This is a genomic window from Azospirillum brasilense, from assembly GCF_005222205.1.
GTDB classification, from domain to species: domain Bacteria; phylum Pseudomonadota; class Alphaproteobacteria; order Azospirillales; family Azospirillaceae; genus Azospirillum; species Azospirillum brasilense_G.
The window spans coordinates 382,794-404,691 of sequence record NZ_CP032347.1 but is presented as its reverse complement, the minus strand read 5'-3'; the positions used below and the strand labels follow the sequence as shown (position 1 = coordinate 404,691).

The window sequence follows — 21,898 nt, the reverse complement described above, 5'->3', positions numbered from 1 at the left end:
CGATCGGTGCGGATGGAGACGGCGATGGCGGACCTGCCGAAGGGCTTTGTTTGGGGCGTCTCCACCTCCGCCTATCAGATCGAGGGCGCCGCGGCGGAAGACGGACGCGGACCCAGCATCTGGGACACGCGCTGCCGCACGGCGGGCGGGGTGGTGAACGGCGACACCGGCGACGTCGCCTGCGACCACTACCACCGCTACGCCGAGGACGTGGCGCTGATGCGCGGGCTGGGGGTGGATGCCTACCGCTTCTCCGTCGCGTGGCCCAGGGTGCTGCCGCGTGGGCGTGGGGCGGTGAACGGGGCCGGGCTGGACTTCTACGACCGCCTGATCGACTCGGTGCTGGAGGCCGGAATTGAGCCCTGGCTGTGCGTTTATCACTGGGACCTGCCGCAAGCCCTGCAGGACCTCGGCGGCTGGGCCAACCGGGACAGCGCCGGCTGGTACGCCGACTACACGGCGCTGCTGGCGCGGCGCTACGGGGACCGGGTGACGCGCTGGATCACCTTCAACGAATTCTCCGTCTTTACCCTGTTCGGCTACGCCATTCCCTGGGCGGCTCCCGGCATCACCGACCGCGAGCAGCATTTGCGGGCCATCCATCATGTGAATCTCGCCCACGGGGCCGGGGTGGACGTGATCCGCGCCCTGGTGCCCGGAGCGTCCATCGGGGCGGTGCACAACCGCCAGCGGGTGCTGCCGGAAGGCGGCAAGCCGGAGAACGCGGAGGCCGCCGCTCTCTTGGACGAGCATTGGAACTTGGCCTTCTGCGACCCGCAGCTTCTCGGCCACTACCCGCCGCGCGTCGCCCGCGCCATCGAACCCTACGTCCAAGCCGGCGACATGGCGCGGATCTGCCGTCCCATGGACTGGTTCGGCCTGAATCATTACGGCCCGATCTTCGCCCGAGTGAACCCCGACACCACCTGGGGCTACGGCTGGGGCGACGCGCCGCCCGATTCGCCAACCTACGGTGTCGGATGGGCGGTTTTCCCCGACGCCTTCCGCGACGAGCTGCTGGAGATCACCCGCCGCTACCGCATGCCCATCGTCATCACGGAAAACGGCTGTGGCGGCAGCGATTTGCCGGACGAATCGGGCGTCGTCGACGACCAGCACCGAATCAACTACCTGCGACTCTATAACGCTTCAATGCACGAGGCGCTTCGCGCCGGAGCGGACGTACGCGGTTACTTTGTCTGGTCGCTTCTGGATAATTTCGAGTGGGGAAGCGGTTACGGCAACCGTTTCGGCATCATCCACGTCGACTTCGAATCGCAGAAACGCACGCCGAAAGCCTCTGCCCGCTGGTACGCCGACCTGATAAAGCGCGCGCGTTCCACCGCCTGAGCGGGCAGCGATTTCATCGCCAAAGCCTACTATTTCCGTTCGACTGGACCGCCCGGCCGCGTGTCCTGCATGAAACACATTACACATTTGCATGTTAAACCTGATGCACAGGCTTGCGCTTTGCGCATCACTTTGCCCATCCTCCGTCCTGGATCATTCGTTCTCGAAGGAAACTGACATGCAAAGCAGCGACACCGACGGTTCTGAGAATTCGGCCACCGATCTGGTCGCCATGACGGGCAAGATCGTTGCGTCTTATGTCCGCTCGAACCAGATCGCGGTGAATGATCTTCCGAACCTCATCCGGATCGTCCATCAAAGTCTGTCGGGCACGGGCCGTCCGGTGGAACCGGAAGCGGTGGAACTGCGTCCCGCCGTGCCGGTGAAGAAGTCGGTGATGCCGGACTACATCGTTTGCCTTGAGGACGGCAAGAAGCTGAAGATGCTGAAGCGCTATCTGCGCACGGCTTATGGAATGACGCCGGACGAATACCGCCGCAAGTGGGGCCTGCCCGCGGATTATCCGATGACCGCCCCGAACTACGCGGAACAGCGGTCCGCCTTCGCCAAGTCGATCGGTCTGGGCAAGAAGGCCGCCGCTCCGGCCAAGCCGGCCCGCCGCGGACGCGCCAAGAACGTCGCCTGACCGCGGGTCCGCTCCGAACCGCTCCTTTCCCGACCCCCGGGAAGGGGGCGGCGGAGGGATCGAGCCCTGGTCCGTCGCCCCGCCTCAGCGTTGCGCGATGCGCGGCGTTGCGAGGCTGTTCAGGCTGGTGATCCATTCCGACAGGGTGACGAAGCGGCAGCCGCGCGTGCGCAGCAGGCCGATGGCGCGGGGAAGCGCTTCCGCCGTCGCGTTGTAGGTGGTGTGCATTAAGACGACGCTGCCGATGGTGCCGGTGGCTTCCAGCTGGGCCATGATCTTGCCGGCGTCGCGGGTGAACCAGTCGCGCGTGTCGACGTTCCACAGCGCCGGGCTCATCTTCTCCTGTTCGACGGCGCTCAGCGTGTCGCTGTTCCAGCGGCCGGCGGGTGGGCGGAACAACACCGGGTCGGCGCCCGCTTGGGCCAGGATGCGATTCGTTTCCGCGATCTGCGCGCGTTGCGCCTCGGTGTTCAGGGTGCGCATGTTCGGGTGGGTCAGGCTGTGGTTGCCGACCTCGTGTCCTTCCTGAACGATTCGCTGAATGATCCGCGGGTGGCGGACCGCGACGTTGCCGATCGGAAAGAAGGTCGCCCGCACCCCTTCGCTGCGCAGAATGTCGAGGATGCGCGGGGTCACCGCCGGGTGCGGCCCATCGTCGAAGGTCAGGGAACAGAGGTTCCAGCGGCTGGCCTTCAGCGCCCCGATGTCCACCCGCGCTTCGTTTCCGGGCACGATGGCGGCGATTCGCGACAGGCGGGCGGCCTGCCGTTCGATCTCCTGCATTTCCCGGCTTTGGTCCGGGCTGTAAGTGACGACACCATTGTGGTCGTTGTCCTCCGATGCGGCCGCGGGCGCCGTCGCGGGATGTTCGGCAACGGCGTCCACCACGAGGCAACTGCCGCCACCGCCGACGATCCGGCGGCAGACGAAATTCGGATCAAGGTCGGGCAGGGGGGCGGCCCGCAGGACGAAACCGGAATCGGCGACCTCGGGCCTTTGCAGGGCGACTCGGGGAACGAGATCGGCGACCATGTCGGGCTGGCGTCGGACGACCGCCTTCCAAGCGACCCAGGCGTCGGCCTCCGTCCGGTAGACGCCGAATTGCAGCATCTTGGCCGTTTGGTTGTCGGCGTCCTTGCGCAAGGTGGTGACGGTGGAGAGATGCGGCTGGTCCGCCGCCCGCGCCGCGCCGGAGAACGTGCCGCCGGACATCGCCGCCAACAGGCCGGCGGTCAGAAAGCTGACGCGCCATCGGCCCCGCATCGTTGAAGGGGTGGCGCTGTGAACGGTGGAAAGGCCCGAACCTGACATCATGTGCGATCGACCATCAACATCGCCGCGGTGAGATCAGGTGTGGGCGATACCTCTTATGAAATAGAGCAAAATTTATCACGCCTCCATAAGGATCATCGTCCCGGTGACGTTGTCACGGCTTTATGGGCTTTGTTTTCCATTCCCTGCGCTATTATTTTCCATAATGCACCTTATGGGATTTATCGTTTGATCCGAGCCGTGACCATTCCAGAACACCCAAAAACGGCAGCCTGCTTCTGCTCGCCGTCACGGGTGGCCGGCCGCCTTGCGCTCAGCGCCGCCGCAGGAGGGTCACCCCGTCGCCCACGGGCAGCATGCACAGAGCCACCCTCTCGTCCTCCAGACGGGCCGCGTTGAAGGCACGGATGGCCTCGGTCTTGTGTTTGCGGTCTCTGGGATCGGCGACTCGTCCGCGCCACAAGGTGTTGTCCACCACGATCAGACCACCGCGCCTCACCAAGCGCAGGCACCGCTCGCAATAGGCGTCATAATTTTCCTTGTCGGCGTCGATGAAGGCGAAATCGAACGAATCGCTCGCACCGTCTGCGATGAGTTTGTCCAGACTGTCGAGCGCCGGCCCGATGCACAGATCGATCTTGCCCGCGACCCCGGCCTCGGACCAGATGGCGCGGGCCTGTGAGGTCCACTGCTCGTTGACGTCGAAGCTGATGACGCGGCCATCGTCCGGCATGGCCTGCGCCACCGTCAGCGCGCTGTACCCGGTGAACGTGCCGATGTCCAGGGTCCGGCGCGCGCCGATCATTTCGACCAGGAAAGCCAGAAGCTGGCCTTCCTCCGGCGCGATCTGATAATGCGCCTCGGTCATTGTGGCCGTCTCGGCGCGCAACCTCGCCTGGATGGCCGTCTCGCGCAGCGAAGCGTCGAGCATGTACCGGTAGATGGCCTCGGGCATGAAGATCGACTGCACGGTCAAGGAATCCGCTCCCCCAATCTGGCCGCCCGCTCCCCGCGGACAGTCACTCACATGTGGGGTGCCGGGTGTCGATTCCGAAAGGTTTTCCCGTGTCGCCGCCGGGCGCGTCCCGCCCCGATCAACGCGGATTCCGCCCGAAGGCGAAACGCAGGGCGTCGGCCACGGCCAGCGGCAGCATCGAGCCGTGGCTCTCCTCCACGAAGTCATGGAAGGCCAACCGCAAGCCCGGAACCGCCGCGAGGGTGGCGGCAACCTCCCTGCCCGTCTGCCCGGACCGCAGGCGCTTCAAGCGCTCGGCCTCCGCCGGGGGCAACGGGCGCTCCAACAGCTTGCCGGACGTCTCGATCAACAGCGCCGTGCCGGGCGCCACGCCGTCGCGCGCCGCCCGGTCGAGGAACGCCGCCTGCTCTCCCAGGATCGCCTGTCCGCCCCACCAGATCGCCGGGTCGGCGGCGATGTAGGTCTGGAACAGGTCCCCTCGGGTGTAGAGGACATAGAGGGAGAACAAGCCGCCCAGCGAATGGCCGAACAGGGTCCGGCGCTGCCGGTCGATGGGCAGGCGCGCTTCTACCGCCGGGATCACCTGCGTCTCAAGGAACGCCAGGAAATCGTCGCGCCCGCCGGTTTCGATGACCGAGGTTCCATCCCGCGACGGCGGAATCAACTCCGGCGGCGTCGGCGGGGTCAGGTCGCGGTAACGGCGAAGGATGTCGAACGGCTCAGCGGTCGGATAGCCGATTCCGACGATCACCGCGGAACCGTAGGGCTCCGGCGGATTCGGGCCGATGACCTTTTCCATCATCGGCACGGTCGCGTTGCCGTCCAGCAGGTGGATGACCGGATAGCCGCCGGCGGGCGGCGGTTCCGCGGGACGAACGAGAAAGACCCGGTAATCCAGACCCGTCCGGTCGGCGCGCAAATCGAAATGTTCCACCTTGCGAGCCTTCTCCCCGGTCTCGGCCGTCACGGTTTCCGCCTGCGCGGCCGGGACGCCGAAGCCGGACAAGGCCATCAGAAGCACGGTCGTGGCGAGACGGAGCATCGGCGGTTCCTGCGCAATCGGACGGTGTGCACCGGCGCATCGGATGGAACCGTGCCGGCGGCCCCATGTTGTTGCACGGTCAGCAGCAGGAGAGCAACGCGATGAGAAAGCTCCTTTCCGCAACGGCGGTCACCCTTGCCATGGCCGCGGCCGCACCCGCGCTCGCCCAGCAGAGCGCCGCCATCGCCAACCCGGCCAACGCCTACCGGGAGGTCAAGGACGACAACGTCATGGTGCCGTCGCTCAAGCGGACGGTCGGGCAGTTGGACGACATGGATGTGCTCGGGCCGGACGGCACGAAGATCGGCGAGGTCGAGGAGGTGCTGATGGACGCCTCCGGGCAACCGGTCGCCGTGGTGGTGGACGTGGAGCATGGCGTGGGCATCGGCGACAAGGAGGTCATCGTCGGCCTGGACCAGCTTCGCGACGACGGGCGCAGCCTGACGACCGCGTTGACCAACGCGCAGTTCGGTACCCTGCCGATCTGGGACGACTGAGGCGGAGCAGGCCCGAGCGGCCCTCGCCAGTCACCGTCCTCCGCCAGTCACCCTCCTCCGGTTGTCCCCTTCCCCGTTTCGCCGTATCTGCAGACGTGGTGCGGCGAAGGGGTATGGGGGGGATGGGCGTTTCACGGTTCCGGCGTCGGTCCTTCCGGCAAGGCCGCCTGGGTTCGGCCTGTCTGGCGGTCTTGATCGGTATCAGCCTGCTCGTCCCGCCCGTCCGCGCGCAGACGATCACGCCGAAGGACGCCGTTGGACGGCTGTTCACCGGCCCGGCACTCGAATCGGAGTGGTTGGACCGGCTACAAGGGGGCCGGCTGGAAGGGCGGTTCCGAGTTCGGCGTGCTCAACCTGTCAGCCGCCGGCATCACCGCCGATGGCCGGCCTGCACCGTCTTCACCGCCAACGGCGCGCCCGGCCGCAGCCGGAGGACCGCCTTGCCCTGGTCTTCTCCACGCTGTTCCGCAGCGCGGAGAAGAGCCGATAGGCATCGGTTACTGCGGCGCCATGCGGATGGCGCCGTCCAACCGGATCACCTCGCCGTTCAACATCTCATTCTCGAGAATGTGCTGCACGAGGCGGGCGTACTCGGAGGGCTGGCCGAAGCGCTTCGGGAAGGGGACCGTGGCGGCGAGGCTGTCCTGGACCTCCTGCGGCATGTTCAGCAGCATCGGCGTACCGATCAGGCCCGGCGCGATGGTCATCACGCGCACGCCGCTGCGCGCCAGATCGCGGGCGGCGCAGATGGTCAGGGCAACGATGCCGCCCTTCGAGGAGGCGTAGGCGGCCTGCCCGATCTGCCCCTCATAGGCGGCGACGGAGGCGGTGTTGACGATCACCCCCCGCTCCCCCGATTCCAGTGGGTCGAGCTTGCCCATGTCCGCCGCGGCGAGGCGCAGCATGTTGAAGGTGCCGATCAGGTTGACCTCGATCACCTTGCGGAAGTCGTCCAGCGCCATCGGGCCGTCGCGCCCGACGATGCGCTTGGCCGGGGCGACGCCCGCGCAGTTGACCGCGATGCGGGCGGGGCCATGGGCCGCGCGGGCCTCGGCCACGGCCTTCTCCGCCGACTCCGCGCTCGACACGTCGCAGAGCAGGCCCAGGCCGCCGATCTCCTCGGCCACCTGCTTGACCGCCGCCTCGTTCATGTCGAGCACGGTGACCTTGGCGCCCAGCTTCGCCAGATGGCGCGCGGTTTCCGCCCCCATGCCGGAGGCGCCACCGGTGACGATGGCGGCCTGACCGTTGATCTGCATCGCGCTCTCTCCCTGATGTCGTTGTTGAAGTCCCCTCTCCCCTCCGGGGAGAGGGTTAGGGTGAGGGGGGAGCGCTCATGCCGAACGCCTCACGTTGCACATTCCCCTCACCGGCCCCTCCGGGCCACCCTCTCCCCGGAGGGAAGAGGGTTGGATTGTTACATCCCGCCCGGATAGTTCGGGCCTCCGCCGCCCTCCGGGACGACCCAGTTGATGTTCTGGGTGGGGTCCTTGATGTCGCAGGTCTTGCAGTGCACGCAGTTCTGCGCGTTGATCTGCAGCCGCGGGTCGCTGCCGTCCTCCGCCCGCACGATCTCGTACACGCCCGCCGGGCAGTAGCGCGTCTCCGGCGCGTCGTAGAGCGCCAGATTGACCGCGATCGGCACCGACGCGTCCTTCAGCGTCAGGTGCGCCGGCTGGTCCTCCTCGTGGTTGGTGTTCGACAGGTACACCGACGACAGCCGGTCGAACGACACCACCCCGTCCGGCTTGGGATAGGCGATCTTCGGCATCTCCGACGCCTTCTTCAGCGTCTCGTGGTCGCCGTGCCGGTGGTGCAGCGTCCACGGCGACTTGCCCTTGGTCGCCGTCTCGTAGGCCGCGTTGGCCAGACCCGCCCACAGCCCCTTCTGGAAGCCGGGGCGGATGTTGCGCACCGCGTGCAGCTCCGACCACACCCACGACGCCTTCAGCTTCTCCGGATAGGCCGTCGCCTCCCGCGCCGGCGCCTCGGCCGACAGCAGCTCATGCACCGCCTCGGCCGCCAGCATGCCCGACTTCATGGCGGTGTGGTTGCCCTTGATCTTGGGCACGTTGAGGAAGCCCGCGGCGTCGCCGACGATGACGCCGCCAGGGAACGTCAGCTTGGGGATCGACTGGAAGCCGCCTTCGCTGAGCGCCCGCGCGCCGTAGGCGATGCGCCGCCCGCCCTCGAAGGTCGGGCGGATCGCCGGGTGGGTCTTGTAGCGCTGGAACTCCTCGAACGGCGACAGGTGCGGGTTCTGGTAGTCGAGCCCAACCACGAAGCCGACCGACACCAGGTTGCCCTCCATGTGGTAGAGCCAGGAGCCGCCGTAGGTCTTGGGGTCCATCGGCCAGCCGATGGTGTGGACGATCAGGCCGGGCTGGGACTTGGCGGGATCAACCTCCCACAGCTCCTTGATGCCGATACCGTAGGTCTGGGGATCGGCGTCGCGGCGCAGGTCGAAGCGCTCGAACAGCGTCTTGGTCAGCGAGCCGCGGCAGCCCTCGGCGAAGATGGTCTGCTTGGTGTGCAGCTCCATGCCCGGCGTGTAGTTGGCGGTCTTCTCGCCGTCCTTGCCGATGCCCATGTCGCCGGTGGCGACACCCTTGACCGCGCCCGTGTCGTCGTAGAGCACCTCCGCCGCGGCGAAGCCGGGGTAGATCTCCACCCCCAGCTCCTCGGCCTGGGCGGCCATCCAGCGGGCGAGGTTGCCGAGGCTGATGATGTAGTTGCCGTGATTGTGCATCTGCGGCGGGGTGAAGGGCGCCTTGAGGGCCTTGGTCTCGGTGAGGTAGAGGAAGCGGTCCTCACGCGCCGGGGTGGTCAGCGGCGCGCCCTTCTCCTTCCAGTCGGGGATCAGCTCGTCGAGGGCGTGCGGCTCGAACACCGCGCCGGAGAGCAGGTGGGCGCCGACCTCCGAGCCCTTCTCGACGACGCAGACCGACAGTTCCTGTCCCGCCTCGTTGGCGAGCTGTTTCAGGCGGATGGCCGCGCTCAGGCCCGACGGGCCGGCCCCGACGACAAGGACGTCGTACTCCATCACCTCGCGCGGGTCGCGAGCCATCTCGTCAGCCATTTCTTCTTCTTTCCTTGTTTCGTGCGAACAAACTCAGTGCGACAACAGAACGGGAAGCGTCATCTGGCGCAGGATCTGGCGGGTGTTGCTGCCCCGCCCGAACAGCGGGAACAGCGAGCCGCCATAGCCGCCGAACCCGCCCATCACCAGAAGATCGGCGCCATGGTCCGAGGCGCGCGACAGCACGGCGTCCATGGGGGTCATGCTGGCAATGGTCATGCGTTCCTGCGTGGCCTTCACGCCATGGCTCGCCAGATGCTCCAGGATGTCGACCTGCGGGACGTTGCCGCCCCCTTCCGCCCGCGGCTGGGTGTGGAAGGCGAGCAGGAGCACGGAACTCGCCTGCTTCAGCAGCGGCAGCGCGTCGTTGACGGCGCGGGCGGCCTCGCGGCTGCCGTTCCAGGCGATCACCGGACGGTCGGCGAGCTGCGGATAGGTGCCGGCGTGCGGCACGACGAGGATCGGGCGCCCGGCGTTCAGAACCACCTCTTCGAGCAGGTCCGCCGGAACACGGCTGTCCTCCGGGTCGTGCTGGCCGAAGACGGCGAGGTCGACATAGCGCGAGCAGATCACCGTCTCGGCGATGACATGGCCGTACTCGCCGTGGCTCAACTGCCACCAGCGCGTCGTCACGCCGGCCTCGCGGGCTTTCTCCTCGAACATGTCCCGTGCCCGCTGCGCCGCCTGGGTCAGTGCCGGGCCGGCCTTGCGCGTGACGATGCCGGCGCCGGAGCTGTCGCTCTGAGCGAACAGGCCGGTCAGCGCGGCGCCATGCTTCTGCGCCAGGGTCAGGGCGACGGTCAGCCGCTCCCCGCAGCGGTCGCTGTCGTCCACATGCACCAGCAGGTTCGTGAAGCTCATGGCGCCCTTCCCTTCCCTCGTTCCCGTGTTTTACGCACATCCCCGCGCGCGGGCGACCTTCGAGGCGGTCGGACGGCCGATGGCATCGCTGATATAAGCGCCAGCCGCCACCAGCCGGTCGAGATCCACCCCCGTTTCGACGCCCAGCCCGTTCAGCATGTAGAGCACGTCCTCGCTCGCCACGTTGCCCGACGCCCCCTTGGCGTAGGGGCAGCCGCCCAGCCCGGCGACGGAGCTGTCCACCACCGCCACGCCCATCTCCAGCGTCGCCAGGATGTTGGCGAGCGCCTGACCGTAGGTGTCGTGGAAATGCACCGCCAAGCGCTCCATCGGCACGCGCTCCGCCACCGCCGCGATCATCGCCTGGGCCTTGGCCGGCGTGCCGGTCCCGATGGTGTCGCCGAGCGAGACCTCATAGCAGCCCATGTCCAGCAGCCGGCCAGCCACTTCGGCCACCGCCGCCGGGGCGATCTCGCCTTCATAGGGGCAGCCGAGCACGCAGGAGACGTAGCCGCGCACCGGCACGCCCTGGGCCTTCGCCTGCTCCAGCACCGGGACGAAGCGGTCCAGGCTCTCGGCGATGGAGCAGTTGATGTTCTTTTGGCTGAAGCTCTCCGACGCGGCGGCGAAGACCGCCACCTCGTCGGCGCGGGCGGCGAGCGCGCCCTCCAGCCCCTTGGCGTTCGGGGTGAGGGCGACGTAGCGCACCCCCTCCTTGCGCCGGATGCCGGCGAAGACGTCCGGCGTGTCGGCCATCTGCGGGACCCATTTGGGCGACACGAAGCTGCCGGCCTCGATGGCGGTCAGCCCGGCGTCGGTCAGGCGGTCGACCAGACCGATCTTCACCGCCGTCGGAACGATCTGCTTCTCGTTCTGGAGGCCGTCGCGCGGGCCGACCTCCACCATGCGGACGCTTCTGGGCAGACGCATGCTCATCCCTCCGCCACGTCGAGGACCAGCAGGTCCACGCCTTCGGACACCTGATCGCCCGCCGCGAAGTTGACGGCGCTGACCGTGCCGGCGGCGGGAGCCTTGATGGTGTGCTCCATCTTCATCGCTTCCAGCAGCATCAGCGGGGCGCCCGCCTCCACCGTCTGGCCGGGCTCGACCAGCACGCGGACGACGGTGCCCGGCATCGGAGCGGTCAGGCGGCCGGACCCGCCCTCCTGCTCCGCCGCACGGGCGGTCGGGTCGTCCAGATGCAGGCGCCACACCGATCCGTCCGACAGGATGGTCAGGTCCAGCCCCTGGCAGACCACCGTGGCGCGGGTGCGCACCGCGTCGATGGTGGCGGTCAGCGTCTCGCCGTCGAGCGTCACCCGCTCCGCCCGGATGGCCGGGCGGCCTTCCACCTCGATCTCGTAGCCGTCGGGGCGGAAATGCAGGGTCAGGGCGCGCGGCGTGTCGCCGTCGAGCAGGCGCAGGTCGTGATGGTTGTCGTCGTTGAGGCGCCAGCCGCTGGCCGACAGCCAGGGTGACCAGGGGTCCGACGCGGCGCGGCGGGCCTTGCGCGTGTCCGCGTTGCGGCGCAGAAGCACGCTGAGCGCCGCGATGGCCAGCCCGCGATCCGGCACCGGAGCCGGCGGGGGCAGCAGGTCGGCGCGGTGCCGCTCGATGAAGCCGGTGTCGATCTCCACCGCCCGGAAGGCCGGATGCCCGGCGATGGCGCCGAGGAAGGCCACGTTGGTGGTCACCCCGACCACCTCGTAGGCGGCGAGCGCCACCCGCAGGCGGCGCAGCGCGGCGTCGCGGTCCTCGTCCCAGACGATCAGCTTGGCGATCATCGGGTCGTAGAACATGGTGACCTCGTCGCCCTCGCGGACGCCGGTGTCGACGCGGACATGCTCGTTCTCGGCGGGCGGGCGCAGGCGGACCAGCTTGCCGATGGCCGGCAGGAACTCGCGCTGCGGGTCCTCCGCGTAGAGCCGCGCCTCGAAGGCGTGGCCGCGGCGGGTGAGCTGGTCCTGCATCAGCGGCAGCGTCCCACCGGCGGCGACGCGCAACTGCCACTCGACGAGGTCCTGGCCGGTGATCTTCTCGGTCACCGGATGCTCCACCTGAAGGCGGGTGTTCATCTCGATGAAGTAGAAGCCGCCGTCCTCGTAAAGGAACTCCACGGTGCCGGCGCCGACGTAGTTCACCGCCTTGGCGGCGGCTACCGCGGCCTCGCCCATGCGGCGGCGCAGGTCGTCGGGAAGCGCGGGGGCCGGGGCCTCCTCGATCACCTTCTGGTGGCGGCGCTGGATCGAGCAGTCGCGCTCGAACAGATAGACGCCGTTGCCGTGGATGTCGCAGAAGACCTGGATCTCGACATGGCGCGGGCGGCCCAGATACTTCTCCAGAAGCACGCTGTCGTCGCCGAAGGCGGCCTTGGCCTCGCGCTTGGCGCCAGCCACCGCGTCGGCGAACTCGCCGGCGGCGCGGACCACGCGCATGCCCTTGCCGCCGCCGCCCGCCGACGCCTTGACCAGCACCGGATAGCCGATGCGCTCGGCCTCGGCGGCCAGCGTCTCCAGGTCCTGGGCCTCGCCGTGGTAGCCGGGAACCAGCGGCACGTCGGCCTGCGACATCACGCGCTTGGATTCCGCCTTGGAGCCCATGACGCGGATGGCCTCGATCGGTGGGCCGATGAAGACCACGCCGGCCTCGGCGCAGGCCGCCGCGAAGCCGGCGTTCTCCGACAGGAAGCCGTAGCCGGGGTGGATGGCCTGGGCGCCGGTGCGCTTGGCGACCTCGAGGATGACGTCGCCGCGCAGGTAGCTCTCGCCGACCGGCGCCGGACCGATGCAGACGGCCTCGTCGGCCATCTCCACATGCATGGCGCGGGCGTCGGCTTCCGAGTACACGGCGACGGTGCGGATGCCCATGCGGCGGGCGGTGCGGATGACGCGGCAGGCGATCTCGCCACGGTTTGCGATCAGAATCTTGTCGAACATGCCTGTCTCAACCATGGGCCTCAGCTCCGCCACGCGGGTTCGCGTTTCTCAAGGAAGGCGCCGACGCCCTCCCTCCCCTCGTCGCTCGCGCGCTGGCGGGCGATGCGCTCCGCCGTGCCGCGGACCAGCGCGTCGTCCAGCGGGCGGCGCGCCACGGCGCGGATCAGCTCCTTCGCCGCGGTCTGGGAGGCCGGGCCGCATTGCAGCAGGTTGCGGACCATCGCCTCGACCGCGGCGTCCAGCTCCGCCGCCGGAACGGTCTGGTGCAGCAGGCCGAGCCGCAGCGCCTCGGCGGCGGAGAAGCGTTCCGCCGTCAGGAAGTAGCGGCGGCAGGCGCGCTCGTCCATCGCGGCCACCACATAGGGGCTGATGACCGCGGGGATCAGGCCCAGCCGCACCTCGGTCAGGGCGAAGCTGGCGGTCTCGGCGGATATGGCGATGTCGCAGGCGGCGACCAGCCCCACCCCGCCGCCGAAGGCCGGCCCCTGCACCACGGCGATGGTCGGCTTCGGGCATTCATCCAGCGTGCGCAGCATGGTGGCGAGGCCCATGGCGTCCTGGACGTTCTCGTCGTGGCTGTAGCCCGCCATCTTCTTCATCCAGCCGAGGTCGGCCCCGGCGGAGAAGCTCTTGCCCGCGCCGCGCAGCAGGATGGCGCGGACGTCCGGGTTCGACCCCAGGCTGAGGAAGGCGTCGGTCAGATCGGCGATGACCCGCTCGTTGAAGGCGTTGTGCACCTCCGCCCGGTTCATCGTGACGGTCGCCACCCCGTTGGAGGCGATGTCGATCAGAATGTCGCTCATGCTCGTCGTCCCCCCGCTCACATCCGGAACACGCCGAAGGTGGTCTTCTCGACCGGAGCGTTCAGCGACGCCGATAGGCCGAGGCCGAGCACCATACGGGTGTCCGCCGGGTCGATGATGCCGTCGTCCCACAGCCGGGCGGAGGCGTAGTAGGGATGGCCTTGGTCTTCGTACTGCTGGCGGATCGGGGCCTTGAACGCCTCCTCCTCCTCCGGCGCCCAGCTCTTGCCCTGGGATTCCATGGCGTCGCGCCGCACCTGGGCGAGCACACCCGCCGCCTGCTCCCCGCCCATCACCGAGATGCGCGAGTTCGGCCACATCCAGAGGAAGCGCGGGGAATAGGCGCGCCCGCACATGCCGTAGTTGCCGGCACCATAGCTGCCGCCGATGATGACGGTGAATTTCGGCACCTTGGCGCAGGCGACGGCGGTGACCAGCTTCGCGCCGTCCTTGGCGATGCCGCCGGCCTCATACTTCCGCCCGACCATGAAGCCGGTGATGTTCTGCAGGAAGACCAGCGGAATGCCGCGCTGGCAGCACAGCTCGACGAAATGCGCGCCCTTCAGGGCGGATTCGCTGAACAGGATGCCGTTGTTGGCGATGATGCCGACCGGGTAGCCGAAGATGTGGGCGAAGCCGCAGACCAGAGTCGTGCCGTAGAGCGGCTTGAACTCGTCCAGCACGGAGCCGTCGACGACGCGGGCGATGACCTCGCGCACGTCGAAGGGCTTGCGCGGGTCGCTGGGGATCACGCCGTAGAGTTCGCGGGGGTCGTAGGCCGGCTCCTGCGGCTCGCGCAGGTCCATGTCGATGCGCTTGCTGCGGTTCAGGTTCGACACGACCTTGCGCGCCATGGCGAGCGCGTGGGCGTCGTTCATCGCGTAATGGTCGGTCACGCCGGAGGTGCGGGAGTGAACGTCCGCCCCTCCCAAATCCTCCGCCGACACCACCTCGCCGGTCGCCGCCTTCACCAGCGGCGGGCCGCCGAGGAAGATGGTGCCCTGGTTGCGCACGATGATCGCCTCGTCCGACATGGCAGGCACATAGGCGCCGCCCGCCGTGCAGCTTCCCATCACCACGGCGATCTGCGGGATGCCCTGGGCCGACATGTTGGCCTGGTTGAAGAAGATGCGGCCGAAATGGTCGCGGTCGGGGAACACCTCGTCCTGGTTGGGCAGGTTGGCGCCGCCCGAATCGACCAGATAGATGCAGGGCAGGTTGTTCTGCTGCGCGACTTCCTGGGCGCGCAGGTGCTTCTTGACGGTCAGGGGGAAGTAGGTGCCGCCCTTCACCGTGGCGTCGTTGACGACCACCATGCATTCCTGCCCGGCCACGCTGCCGATGCCGGTGATGATGCCGGCCGCCGGGATGTCGTCGTCATAGACCTTGTAGGCGGCCATCTGCGACAGCTCCAGGAAGGGCGATCCCACGTCGAGAAGCTGGCGGATGCGCTCGCGCGGCAGCAGCTTGCCGCGGGACAGGTGCTTGTCGCGAGCCTTCGCACCGCCGCCCTGTTTGATCGCGCCCACCTTCTCGCGCAGGTCGGCGACCAGGGCGGACATGGCGTCGGCGTTCGTCTGGAACTCGGCGGAGCGCGGGTTCAGGGCGCTCTTCAGGACGGTCATGGCCGTCGTCCTCCCGTCTCTTCTTGTTCTACTGCATCAGGGCGCGGCTGATGACCAGCCGCTGGATGTCGCTCGTGCCCTCATAGATCTGGCAGACGCGCACGTCTCTATAAATGCGCTCCACCGGGAAATCGTTCAGGTAGCCGTAGCCGCCATGAATCTGGATGGCGTCGGAGCAGACGCGCTCGGCGATCTCCGAGGCGAACAGCTTCGCCATCGCCGCCTCCTTCAGGCAGGGCTCGCCCGCGTCACGCAGGCTCGCGGCGTGCAGGACGAGCTGGCGCGCGGCCTCCACCTTCGTCGCCATGTCGGCCAGCCGGAAGGCCACCGCCTGATGCTGGATGATCGGCACGCCCATGCTCTGCCGCTCCTGGGCGTAGCGGGTGGCGTGGTCGAGCGCGGAACGGGCCATGCCCACCGACTGCGAGGCGATGCCGATGCGCCCACCCTCCAGGTTGGCGAGCGCCACCCTGTAGCCGCCGCCCTCAGCGCCCAGCATCAGGTCGGCGGGGATGCGGCAGTCCTCCAGCACGATCTGGCAGGTGTCGGAACAGCTCTGGCCGAGCTTCTCCTCGACCCGCTCGACCTGGAAGCCGGGGGTATCGGTCGGGACGATGAAGGCGGTGATGCCCTTCTTGCCGGCCTCGGGGTCGCTGACCGCGAAGACGATGGCGACGTCGGCGTTCTTCCCGGAGGTGATGAACTGCTTGGTGCCGTTGAGGACCCAGTGGTTGCCGTCGCGGCGGGCGCGGGTCTTGATGGCGGCGGCGTCGGACCCCGCTTGCGGCTCCGTCAGACAGAAGCAGCCGAGTTGCTCGCCACGGGCCATCGGCTTCAGGAAGCGCTCCTTCTGCTCGGCGCTGCCGAACTTCAGGATCGGCATGCAGCCGACGGAGTTGTGCACGCTCATGATGGTGGAAATGGCGCCGTCGCCCGCCGCGATCTCCTCAATGGCGAGCGCGTAGGCGATGTGGTCGGTGCCGGCGCCGTCGAACGCCTCCGGCACCAGCATGCCCATCAGGCCGAGCCGGCCCATCTCGGCCAGCTCCTCCTTTGGGAAGGCTCCGGTGCGGTCGCGCTCGGCGGCGGTCGGCGCCAGCCGCTCCGCCGCGAAGTCCCGCGCCATGTCGCGCACCATCCGCTGCTCTTCCGTCAGCCGCATTGCTTTCCCTCCCGCACACTTTCTGCCCCCTCCACGCTTTCTGCCCCCTCCCCGACCCTCCCCCGCTGCGCGGTGGAGGGAGCTTGATTCCCTCTCCCGCGAAGCGGGGGAGGGTTAGGGAGGGGGCCGAGGTTGCTTTACACCAGCTCCACCGCCACCGCCGTGGCCTCGCCGCCGCCGATGCACAGCGAGGCGACGCCGCGCTTCATCCCGTTCTTCTCCAGCGCCGCCAGCAGCGTGACGAGGATGCGCGCCCCCGATGCGCCGATGGGATGGCCGAGCGCGCAGGCACCGCCATGCACGTTGATCTTGTCGTGCGGGATGTCGAGTTCACGCATCGCCGCCATGGCGACCACGGCGAAGGCCTCGTTCAGCTCGTAGAGGTCCACGTCCTTGGCCGACCAGCCGGCGCGCTCCAGCACCTTGTTGATCGCGCCCACGGGTGCGGTGGTGAACCAGGCCGGGGCCTGGGCGTGGTTGGCGTGGGCCTTGATCTCCGCGAGGATCGGCAGGCCCAGCTTCTCCGCGTTGGAGCGGGTGGTCAGCACCAGCGCCGCCGCACCGTCGGAGATGGAGGAGGCGTTGGCCGCCGTCACCGTGCCATCCTTGGCGAAGGCGGGCTTCAGCGTCGGGATCTTGGCCGGGTCGGCCTTCAGCGGCTGCTCGTCCTTCTCGACGACCGTGTCGCCCTTGCGGCCCTTGACGGTGACCGCGGTGATCTCCTTGACGAAGCTGCCGTCCTCGGTGGCGCGGCGGGCGCGGTTCAGGCTCTCGATGGCGTAGTTGTCCTGCGCCTCGCGGGTGAACTGGTAATGGGTGGCGCATTCCTCCGCGAAGGTGCCCATCAGGCGACCGCGGTCGTAGGCGTCCTCCAGCCCGTCGAGGAACATGTGGTCGAGCACGCGGCCATGGCCCATGCGGTAGCCGCCGCGCGCGCGGTCCAGCAGGTAGGGGGCGTTGGACATGCTCTCCATGCCGCCGGCCACCATGATCTCGACCGAGCCGGCCTTGATGAGGTCGGTGGCGAGCATCACCGCCTTCATGCCCGACCCGCAGACCTTGGAAATGGTCGTGCAGCCCGCGGCCTCCGGGATGCCGGCGCCGAGCGACGCCTGACGGGCCGGCGCCTGCCCGAGCCCGGCGGGCAGGACGTTGCCCATGAACACCTCGTCCACGGCGTCCGGCTTCACGCCGGCGCGCTCCAGCGCGGCCTTGATGGCGGCGGAGCCGAGCTGCGGTGCGGTCAGGCCCTGCAAGTCGCCCTGGAAGCCACCCATCGGGGTACGGGCGGCGCCCGCGATGACAACGGTATCGGTCATGCTCTTTCCCTTCCTGTCTCCCTCCCCCGCCCAGCGGGGGAGGGTTGGGGTGGGGGCTCGTTTGCCGAAGCTTCCCATACCCCGTCGCCCCCTCACCCTAACCCTCTCCCCGCTTTCGGCGGACCAAAGGTCCGCCTGTCGCGTCAGCGCAAACTCCGTTTGCGCGTGAGCAGAGGGGAGAGGGGACTGAAGATTAGGCCGTTTCCTTGAACAGCTCGCGCCCGATCAGCATGCGGCGGATCTCGCTGGTGCCGGCGCCGATCTCATAGAGCTTGGCGTCGCGCAGCAGGCGGCCCGTCGGGTATTCGTTGATGTAGCCATTGCCGCCCAGAGTCTGAATGGCCTCCAGCGCCATCCAGGTCGCCTTTTCGGCGGCGTAGAGGATCGCGCCGGCGGCGTCCTTGCGGGCGGTCTCGCCGCGGTCGCAGGCCTTGGCCACGGCGTACACATAGGCCTTGGCGGCGTTCATGATCGTGTACATGTCGGCCAGCTTGCCCTGCATGAGCTGGAATTCGCCGATGGGCTGGCCGAACTGCTTGCGGTCGTGCAGGTAGGGGATCACCACGTCCATGCAGGCCTGCATGATGCCGAGCGGCCCGCCGGCCAGCACCGCGCGCTCGTAGTCGAGGCCGGACATCAGCACGTTCACGCCGCGCCCGACGCCGCCCAGAATGTTCTCCTCCGGCACCTCGCAGTCCTCGAACACCAGCTCGCCGGTGTTGGAGCCGCGCATGCCCAGCTTGTCGAGCTTCTGCGCGACGGAGAAGCCCTTGAAGGATTTCTCGATGAGGAAGGCGGTGATGCCGCGCGGGCCGGCGTTGACGTCGGTTTTGGCGTAGACCACCAGCGTGTCGGCGTCCGGCCCGTTGGTGATCCACATCTTCGTGCCGTTCAGCACGTAGCGGTCGCCCTTCTTCTCGGCGCGCAGCTTCATCGACACCACGTCGGACCCGGCGTTCGGCTCCGACATGGCGAGGGCGCCGATGTGTTCGCCGGAGATCAGCTTCGGGAGGTAGCGGCTCTTCTGCTCCGCCGTGCCGTTCTTGCGGATCTGGTTGACGCAGAGGTTGGAATGCGCGCCGTAGCTGAGACCGACCGAGGCCGAGGCGCGGGAGATCTCCTCCATCGCCACGACATGCTCCAGATAGCCCATGCCGGCGCCGCCGTATTCCTCCTCCGCCGTGATGCCAAGCACCCCGAGGTCGCCGAACTTCCGCCACAGCTCGTTCGGGAACTCGTTGGTCCGATCGATCTCGGCGGCGCGGGGCGCGATCTCGTCGGCGGCGAAGCTGCGCACGGTGTCGCGCAGCATGTCCGCGGATTCGCCGAGGTCGAAGTTCAGGGTCGGATACTGGTTCGACAGCATGGTGTTGGCGCTCCCCCCGGAGGTCTGTTCTTCGTTCCCGCCATACGGCGACGTATGGAGCCGTACGGTAGCGTATGGAAATGGGCGTGGCAAGGCCTCTTGGCCCACCCCCTTCCGGAGGAGGGCCAAGAGGCTCCGATCACTTCATGTTGATGATGATCGTCTTCTTGTGGGTGAAGTGCTCCAGCATCGCTTCCAGCGAGGCTTCCTTGCCGAGGCCGGAGGACTTCACGCCGCCGTAGGACAGGTTCGGCTGCACGACCAGATTCTGGTTCACCTGCACGAATCCGGCCTCCAGCCGGTGCACCGCGTCCATTGCCACCTTCAGGTCGCGGGTCCAGATGGTGGCGGCAAGGCCGTATTCGGTGTCGTTGGCCTGGGCGATGACCTCTTCATAGTCGGTCCAGCGGATGACGCAGCAGACCGGACCGAAAATCTCTTCCTGCGCGATGCGGTCGCTGTTCTTCACGCCGGTGAAGATGTGCGGCTGCACATACAGCCCCTTTGTCAGCTTCGGATCGGACGGCATGGCCGAGCAGACATGCGGCGTCGCCCCGCCCTCCTTGCCAATGGCGATGTAGCTCTGCACCCGGTCGAGCTGCTGCGGCGAGACGATGGTGCCGATGTCGGTCGACTCGTCGAGCGGGTCGCCCATCTTCATGGCGTTCACCTTCTCCTTCAGCTTCTCCACGAAGGCGTCGTGGATGCTGTCATGGACGAAGATGCGCGACGACGCGGTGCAGCTCTGGCCCTGGCGGGTGAAGCGCATGCCGGCGATGGCACCCGCGATGGCCTGATCCAGGTCGGCGTCGCCGCAGACGATCATCGGGCTTTTGCCGCCCAGCTCCAGCGTCACCGGAATCAGCTTCTCGGCGGCGGTCTTGTAGACGATCTTGCCGGTCTCGACCGAGCCGGTGAAGGTCACCTTCTTGACGTCCTTGTGGGCCACCAGCGGGGCGCCGCATTCCGGGCCGTAGCCCGACAGGATGTTCACCACCCCGGCCGGAATCACGGTGTTGATGAGCTGCACGACGCGCAGAACGGCGAGCGGCGCCTCCTCCGCCGACTTCACAACCACGGCGTTGCCCGCCACCATCGCCGGGGCGATCTTCAGCGCCATCAGCAGGAGCGGCACGTTCCACGGGATGATCGCGCCGACCACGCCCACCGGCTCGCGCACCGTCATGGTCAGCATGGACGGGTTGAAGGGCACCGTCTCGCCCTTCAACTCCGGCGCCAAGCCGCCGAAGAAGACGAAGGCGTCGGAGAGGACGCCGGCCTCGACGCGCGATTCGGTGCGCAGGGCCTTGCCGGTCTCCAGCGCGATCAGCTTGGCGATCTCCTCCTTGTGGGCGTCGAGCACGCGCCCGCATTCGGCGACGAGCTTGCCGCGCTCGCGCACCGGGCGCTTGGCCCATTCCTTCTGCGCGGCCACCGCGGCGGCCACCGCGGCGTCGACGTCCGCCGCCTCGCCGAAGGCGGCCTCGGCCACCGTCTCGCCGGTCGCCGGGTTCACGACGGGGAAGCCCTTGCCGGAGGAGGCCGGGCGGAAGTCGCCGCCGAAGAAATGCTTGCCCGACAGCTCCCTGGCGAGCGCGAAGGGGTCGAGCTGGAGGTCGGTGCTGACGCTCATGTCGAAAAGGTCCTCGTGTGTATCGGGTCGGTTATCGTTGTTTTCGGTTGGCAGCGGGTCTCAGGCGCGGGCGTCTTCGATGACCTTGCCGTCGTTGGGCAGGCTGCCGGGGGCCGCGAACTCCACGACACCCTTCAATTTGGTGACGGCGGCCAGAGTTTCACGCACCGACGCCGCCAAGGCCTCGCCGGACTCGGGCGACTCGCAGCGCAGGGTCATGGTGTCGTTGGCGTCCTCCCGCCCGACGACGAGGCGGGCCTTGCCGATCTGCGGGTGGCGGCGCAGCACCTCGGCGATCTGCTGCGGGTGGACGAACATGCCCTTGACCTTGGTGGTCTGGTCGGCGCGGCCCATCCAGCCCTTCAGCCGCATGTTGGTGCGCCCGCAGGGGCTTTCGCCGGACAGCACGGCGGACAGGTCGCCGGTGGCGAAGCGGACCAGGGGATAGGCCTGGTTGAAGGTGGTGACGACGACCTCCCCCACCTCGCCCTCCGGCACGGGGTCGCCGGTGCCGGGGCGGACGATCTCAACGATCACGCCCTCCTCCACCACCAGCCCGGCGCGGGCCGGCGTCTCATAGGCGACGAGGCCAAGGTCGGCGGTGCCGTAGCTCTGGTAGGCGGCGATGCCGCGCCCCTCGTAATAGGCGCGGGCATCCGGCAGGAAGGGGCCGCCGGTCAGATGGCCGATCGCGATGGAGGACAGGTCCAGCCCCAGCTCGTCGCCCTTCTCCAGGATGATCTTCAGGAAATCGGGCGTGCCGATGTAGGCCCGCGGCTTGAGATGGGCGGCCACCTGGGCCTGCATCTCGGTGTTGCCGACGCCGGCGGGGATGACCGCGCAACCCAGCGCGTGCGCGCCCGTCTCGAACATCGAACCGGCGGGGGTCAGGTGGTAGGCGAAGCAGTTCTGCACGAGGTCGCCGCCGCGGATGCCCGAGGCGTAAAGCGCCCGCGCGGTGCGCCAGGGGTCCGTGCCGTGGGCCTCCGGGTCGTGGATCGGGCCGGGCGAGGCGAAGATGCGGGCCAGCCGCCCGATGGCGACCGTGGTCATCCCGCCGAAGGGCGGCGCCTCCTTCTGAAGCGCGATCAGGTCCGACTTGCGGGTGACCGGAAGTGCTGCGAGCGCCGCCCGGTCACCGACGGCGGCGGGGTCCACATCGGCCAGCAGGCGGGTGAAATAGGGCGCGTTCGCCTTGGCGTGGGCGATCTGCGCCGGCAGCGCCGCGAACAGCTCCGCCTCGCGCCGGTCGGGGGAGCGGGTTTCGAGTTGATCGTAAGTGTCGGACACCGATGCCTCCCGGCTGTTTTTCTTCTTCTCCCCTCTCCCGT

At 68.3% G+C, this 21,898-nt stretch carries 18 protein-coding genes; 3 read left to right on the top strand and 15 right to left on the bottom strand.

The window, feature by feature from the left end:
- Positions 1–24 precede the first annotated feature (24 nt).
- Both D3869_RS24030 and D3869_RS24025 read left to right on the top strand, forming a co-directional pair.
- A complete protein-coding gene (locus tag D3869_RS24030; protein ID WP_137142313.1) occupies positions 25–1,350 on the top strand; it encodes a GH1 family beta-glucosidase in 1,326 nt (441 codons plus the stop codon).
- A 178-nt stretch (positions 1,351–1,528) separates the two neighbouring features.
- On the top strand, positions 1,529–1,996 hold the full coding sequence (locus tag D3869_RS24025; RefSeq protein ID WP_051658475.1) for a MucR family transcriptional regulator: 468 nt from the start codon (positions 1,529–1,531) through the stop codon (positions 1,994–1,996).
- Positions 1,997–2,080: 84 nt separating this feature from the next.
- On the opposite strand, the gene D3869_RS24020 is transcribed toward D3869_RS24025, so the two are convergent.
- The 3 genes from D3869_RS24020 to D3869_RS24010 all read right to left on the bottom strand — a co-directional run bounded on the left by D3869_RS24020 (position 2,081) and on the right by D3869_RS24010 (position 5,286).
- Positions 2,081–3,259 (bottom strand): polysaccharide deacetylase family protein, encoded by a 1,179-nt coding sequence (locus D3869_RS24020; protein WP_137142312.1) that lies wholly within the window; start codon positions 3,257–3,259, stop codon positions 2,081–2,083.
- 322 nt (positions 3,260–3,581) lie between these two features.
- Complete coding sequence (locus D3869_RS24015; RefSeq protein WP_432613435.1) at positions 3,582–4,223, bottom strand: class I SAM-dependent methyltransferase; 642 nt, start codon at positions 4,221–4,223, stop codon at positions 3,582–3,584.
- A gap of 139 nt (positions 4,224–4,362) precedes the next feature.
- Positions 4,363–5,286: an alpha/beta hydrolase gene (locus tag D3869_RS24010; protein ID WP_137142310.1), complete on the bottom strand. Its 924-nt coding sequence runs from the start codon at positions 5,284–5,286 to the stop codon at positions 4,363–4,365.
- Positions 5,287–5,387: 101 nt separating this feature from the next.
- Between D3869_RS24010 and D3869_RS24005 the strand changes: the two genes are divergently transcribed.
- Complete coding sequence (locus D3869_RS24005) at positions 5,388–5,783, top strand: PRC-barrel domain-containing protein (protein ID WP_137142309.1); 396 nt, start codon at positions 5,388–5,390, stop codon at positions 5,781–5,783.
- A 497-nt stretch (positions 5,784–6,280) separates the two neighbouring features.
- On the opposite strand, the gene D3869_RS24000 is transcribed toward D3869_RS24005, so the two are convergent.
- The 12 genes from D3869_RS24000 to D3869_RS23940 form a co-directional block, all read right to left on the bottom strand.
- The gene (locus tag D3869_RS24000) at positions 6,281–7,042 is read right to left on the bottom strand and encodes an SDR family NAD(P)-dependent oxidoreductase (protein ID WP_109072748.1); all 762 of its coding nucleotides are present in this window, start codon (positions 7,040–7,042) and stop codon (positions 6,281–6,283) included.
- Positions 7,043–7,200: 158 nt separating this feature from the next.
- Positions 7,201–8,850 carry an electron transfer flavoprotein-ubiquinone oxidoreductase gene (locus tag D3869_RS23995; protein ID WP_137142621.1) on the bottom strand — a complete coding sequence of 550 codons (1,650 nt, stop codon included), beginning with the start codon at positions 8,848–8,850 and terminating at the stop codon, positions 7,201–7,203.
- A 45-nt stretch (positions 8,851–8,895) separates the two neighbouring features.
- Positions 8,896–9,723 (bottom strand): universal stress protein, encoded by an 828-nt coding sequence (locus D3869_RS23990; RefSeq protein ID WP_137142308.1) that lies wholly within the window; start codon positions 9,721–9,723, stop codon positions 8,896–8,898.
- A 30-nt stretch (positions 9,724–9,753) separates the two neighbouring features.
- Positions 9,754–10,653, bottom strand: coding sequence for a hydroxymethylglutaryl-CoA lyase (locus D3869_RS23985; protein WP_137142307.1), 900 nt, complete (start codon positions 10,651–10,653; stop codon positions 9,754–9,756).
- A 2-nt stretch (positions 10,654–10,655) separates the two neighbouring features.
- Positions 10,656–12,659: an acetyl-CoA carboxylase biotin carboxylase subunit gene (locus D3869_RS23980; RefSeq protein ID WP_137142306.1), complete on the bottom strand. Its 2,004-nt coding sequence runs from the start codon at positions 12,657–12,659 to the stop codon at positions 10,656–10,658.
- A 20-nt stretch (positions 12,660–12,679) separates the two neighbouring features.
- Positions 12,680–13,462: an enoyl-CoA hydratase/isomerase family protein gene (locus D3869_RS23975; RefSeq protein ID WP_137142305.1), complete on the bottom strand. Its 783-nt coding sequence runs from the start codon at positions 13,460–13,462 to the stop codon at positions 12,680–12,682.
- A gap of 17 nt (positions 13,463–13,479) precedes the next feature.
- Positions 13,480–15,087, bottom strand: a complete 1,608-nt coding sequence (locus D3869_RS23970; RefSeq protein WP_040136416.1) for a carboxyl transferase domain-containing protein — start codon at positions 15,085–15,087, stop codon at positions 13,480–13,482.
- Between the two features lie 28 nt (positions 15,088–15,115).
- Positions 15,116–16,249, bottom strand: coding sequence for an acyl-CoA dehydrogenase family protein (locus D3869_RS23965; RefSeq protein WP_137142304.1), 1,134 nt, complete (start codon positions 16,247–16,249; stop codon positions 15,116–15,118).
- 137 nt (positions 16,250–16,386) lie between these two features.
- Complete coding sequence (locus D3869_RS23960) at positions 16,387–17,568, bottom strand: acetyl-CoA C-acyltransferase (RefSeq protein ID WP_137142303.1); 1,182 nt, start codon at positions 17,566–17,568, stop codon at positions 16,387–16,389.
- Positions 17,569–17,761: 193 nt separating this feature from the next.
- Positions 17,762–18,934, bottom strand: coding sequence for an isovaleryl-CoA dehydrogenase (locus D3869_RS23950; RefSeq protein WP_137142302.1), 1,173 nt, complete (start codon positions 18,932–18,934; stop codon positions 17,762–17,764).
- Between the two features lie 139 nt (positions 18,935–19,073).
- On the bottom strand, positions 19,074–20,567 hold the full coding sequence (locus tag D3869_RS23945; protein ID WP_137142301.1) for an aldehyde dehydrogenase family protein: 1,494 nt from the start codon (positions 20,565–20,567) through the stop codon (positions 19,074–19,076).
- A gap of 60 nt (positions 20,568–20,627) precedes the next feature.
- Positions 20,628–21,857, bottom strand: a complete 1,230-nt coding sequence (locus D3869_RS23940) for a phenylacetate--CoA ligase family protein (protein ID WP_137142300.1) — start codon at positions 21,855–21,857, stop codon at positions 20,628–20,630.
- Between the last annotated feature and the right edge of the window lie 41 nt (positions 21,858–21,898).

Excerpts from the sequence above, each read along its gene's own strand:
- D3869_RS24030 (WP_137142313.1), top strand. The coding sequence starts at position 25 with ATGGCGGACCTGCCGAAGGGCTTTGTTTGGGGCGTCTCCACCTCCGCC.
- D3869_RS24025 (WP_051658475.1), top strand. The coding sequence starts at position 1,529 with ATGCAAAGCAGCGACACCGACGGTTCTGAGAATTCGGCCACCGATCTG.
- D3869_RS24020 (WP_137142312.1), bottom strand. The coding sequence starts at position 3,259 with ATGCGGGGCCGATGGCGCGTCAGCTTTCTGACCGCCGGCCTGTTGGCG.
- D3869_RS24015 (WP_432613435.1), bottom strand. The coding sequence starts at position 4,223 with ATGCCCGAGGCCATCTACCGGTACATGCTCGACGCTTCGCTGCGCGAG.
- D3869_RS24010 (WP_137142310.1), bottom strand. The coding sequence starts at position 5,286 with ATGCTCCGTCTCGCCACGACCGTGCTTCTGATGGCCTTGTCCGGCTTC.
- D3869_RS24005 (WP_137142309.1), top strand. The coding sequence starts at position 5,388 with ATGAGAAAGCTCCTTTCCGCAACGGCGGTCACCCTTGCCATGGCCGCG.
- D3869_RS24000 (WP_109072748.1), bottom strand. The coding sequence starts at position 7,042 with ATGCAGATCAACGGTCAGGCCGCCATCGTCACCGGTGGCGCCTCCGGC.
- D3869_RS23995 (WP_137142621.1), bottom strand. The coding sequence starts at position 8,850 with ATGGCTCGCGACCCGCGCGAGGTGATGGAGTACGACGTCCTTGTCGTC.
- D3869_RS23990 (WP_137142308.1), bottom strand. The coding sequence starts at position 9,723 with ATGAGCTTCACGAACCTGCTGGTGCATGTGGACGACAGCGACCGCTGC.
- D3869_RS23985 (WP_137142307.1), bottom strand. The coding sequence starts at position 10,653 with ATGCGTCTGCCCAGAAGCGTCCGCATGGTGGAGGTCGGCCCGCGCGAC.
- D3869_RS23980 (WP_137142306.1), bottom strand. The coding sequence starts at position 12,659 with ATGTTCGACAAGATTCTGATCGCAAACCGTGGCGAGATCGCCTGCCGC.
- D3869_RS23975 (WP_137142305.1), bottom strand. The coding sequence starts at position 13,462 with ATGAGCGACATTCTGATCGACATCGCCTCCAACGGGGTGGCGACCGTC.
- D3869_RS23970 (WP_040136416.1), bottom strand. The coding sequence starts at position 15,087 with ATGACCGTCCTGAAGAGCGCCCTGAACCCGCGCTCCGCCGAGTTCCAG.
- D3869_RS23965 (WP_137142304.1), bottom strand. The coding sequence starts at position 16,249 with ATGCGGCTGACGGAAGAGCAGCGGATGGTGCGCGACATGGCGCGGGAC.
- D3869_RS23960 (WP_137142303.1), bottom strand. The coding sequence starts at position 17,568 with ATGACCGATACCGTTGTCATCGCGGGCGCCGCCCGTACCCCGATGGGT.
- D3869_RS23950 (WP_137142302.1), bottom strand. The coding sequence starts at position 18,934 with ATGCTGTCGAACCAGTATCCGACCCTGAACTTCGACCTCGGCGAATCC.
- D3869_RS23945 (WP_137142301.1), bottom strand. The coding sequence starts at position 20,567 with ATGAGCGTCAGCACCGACCTCCAGCTCGACCCCTTCGCGCTCGCCAGG.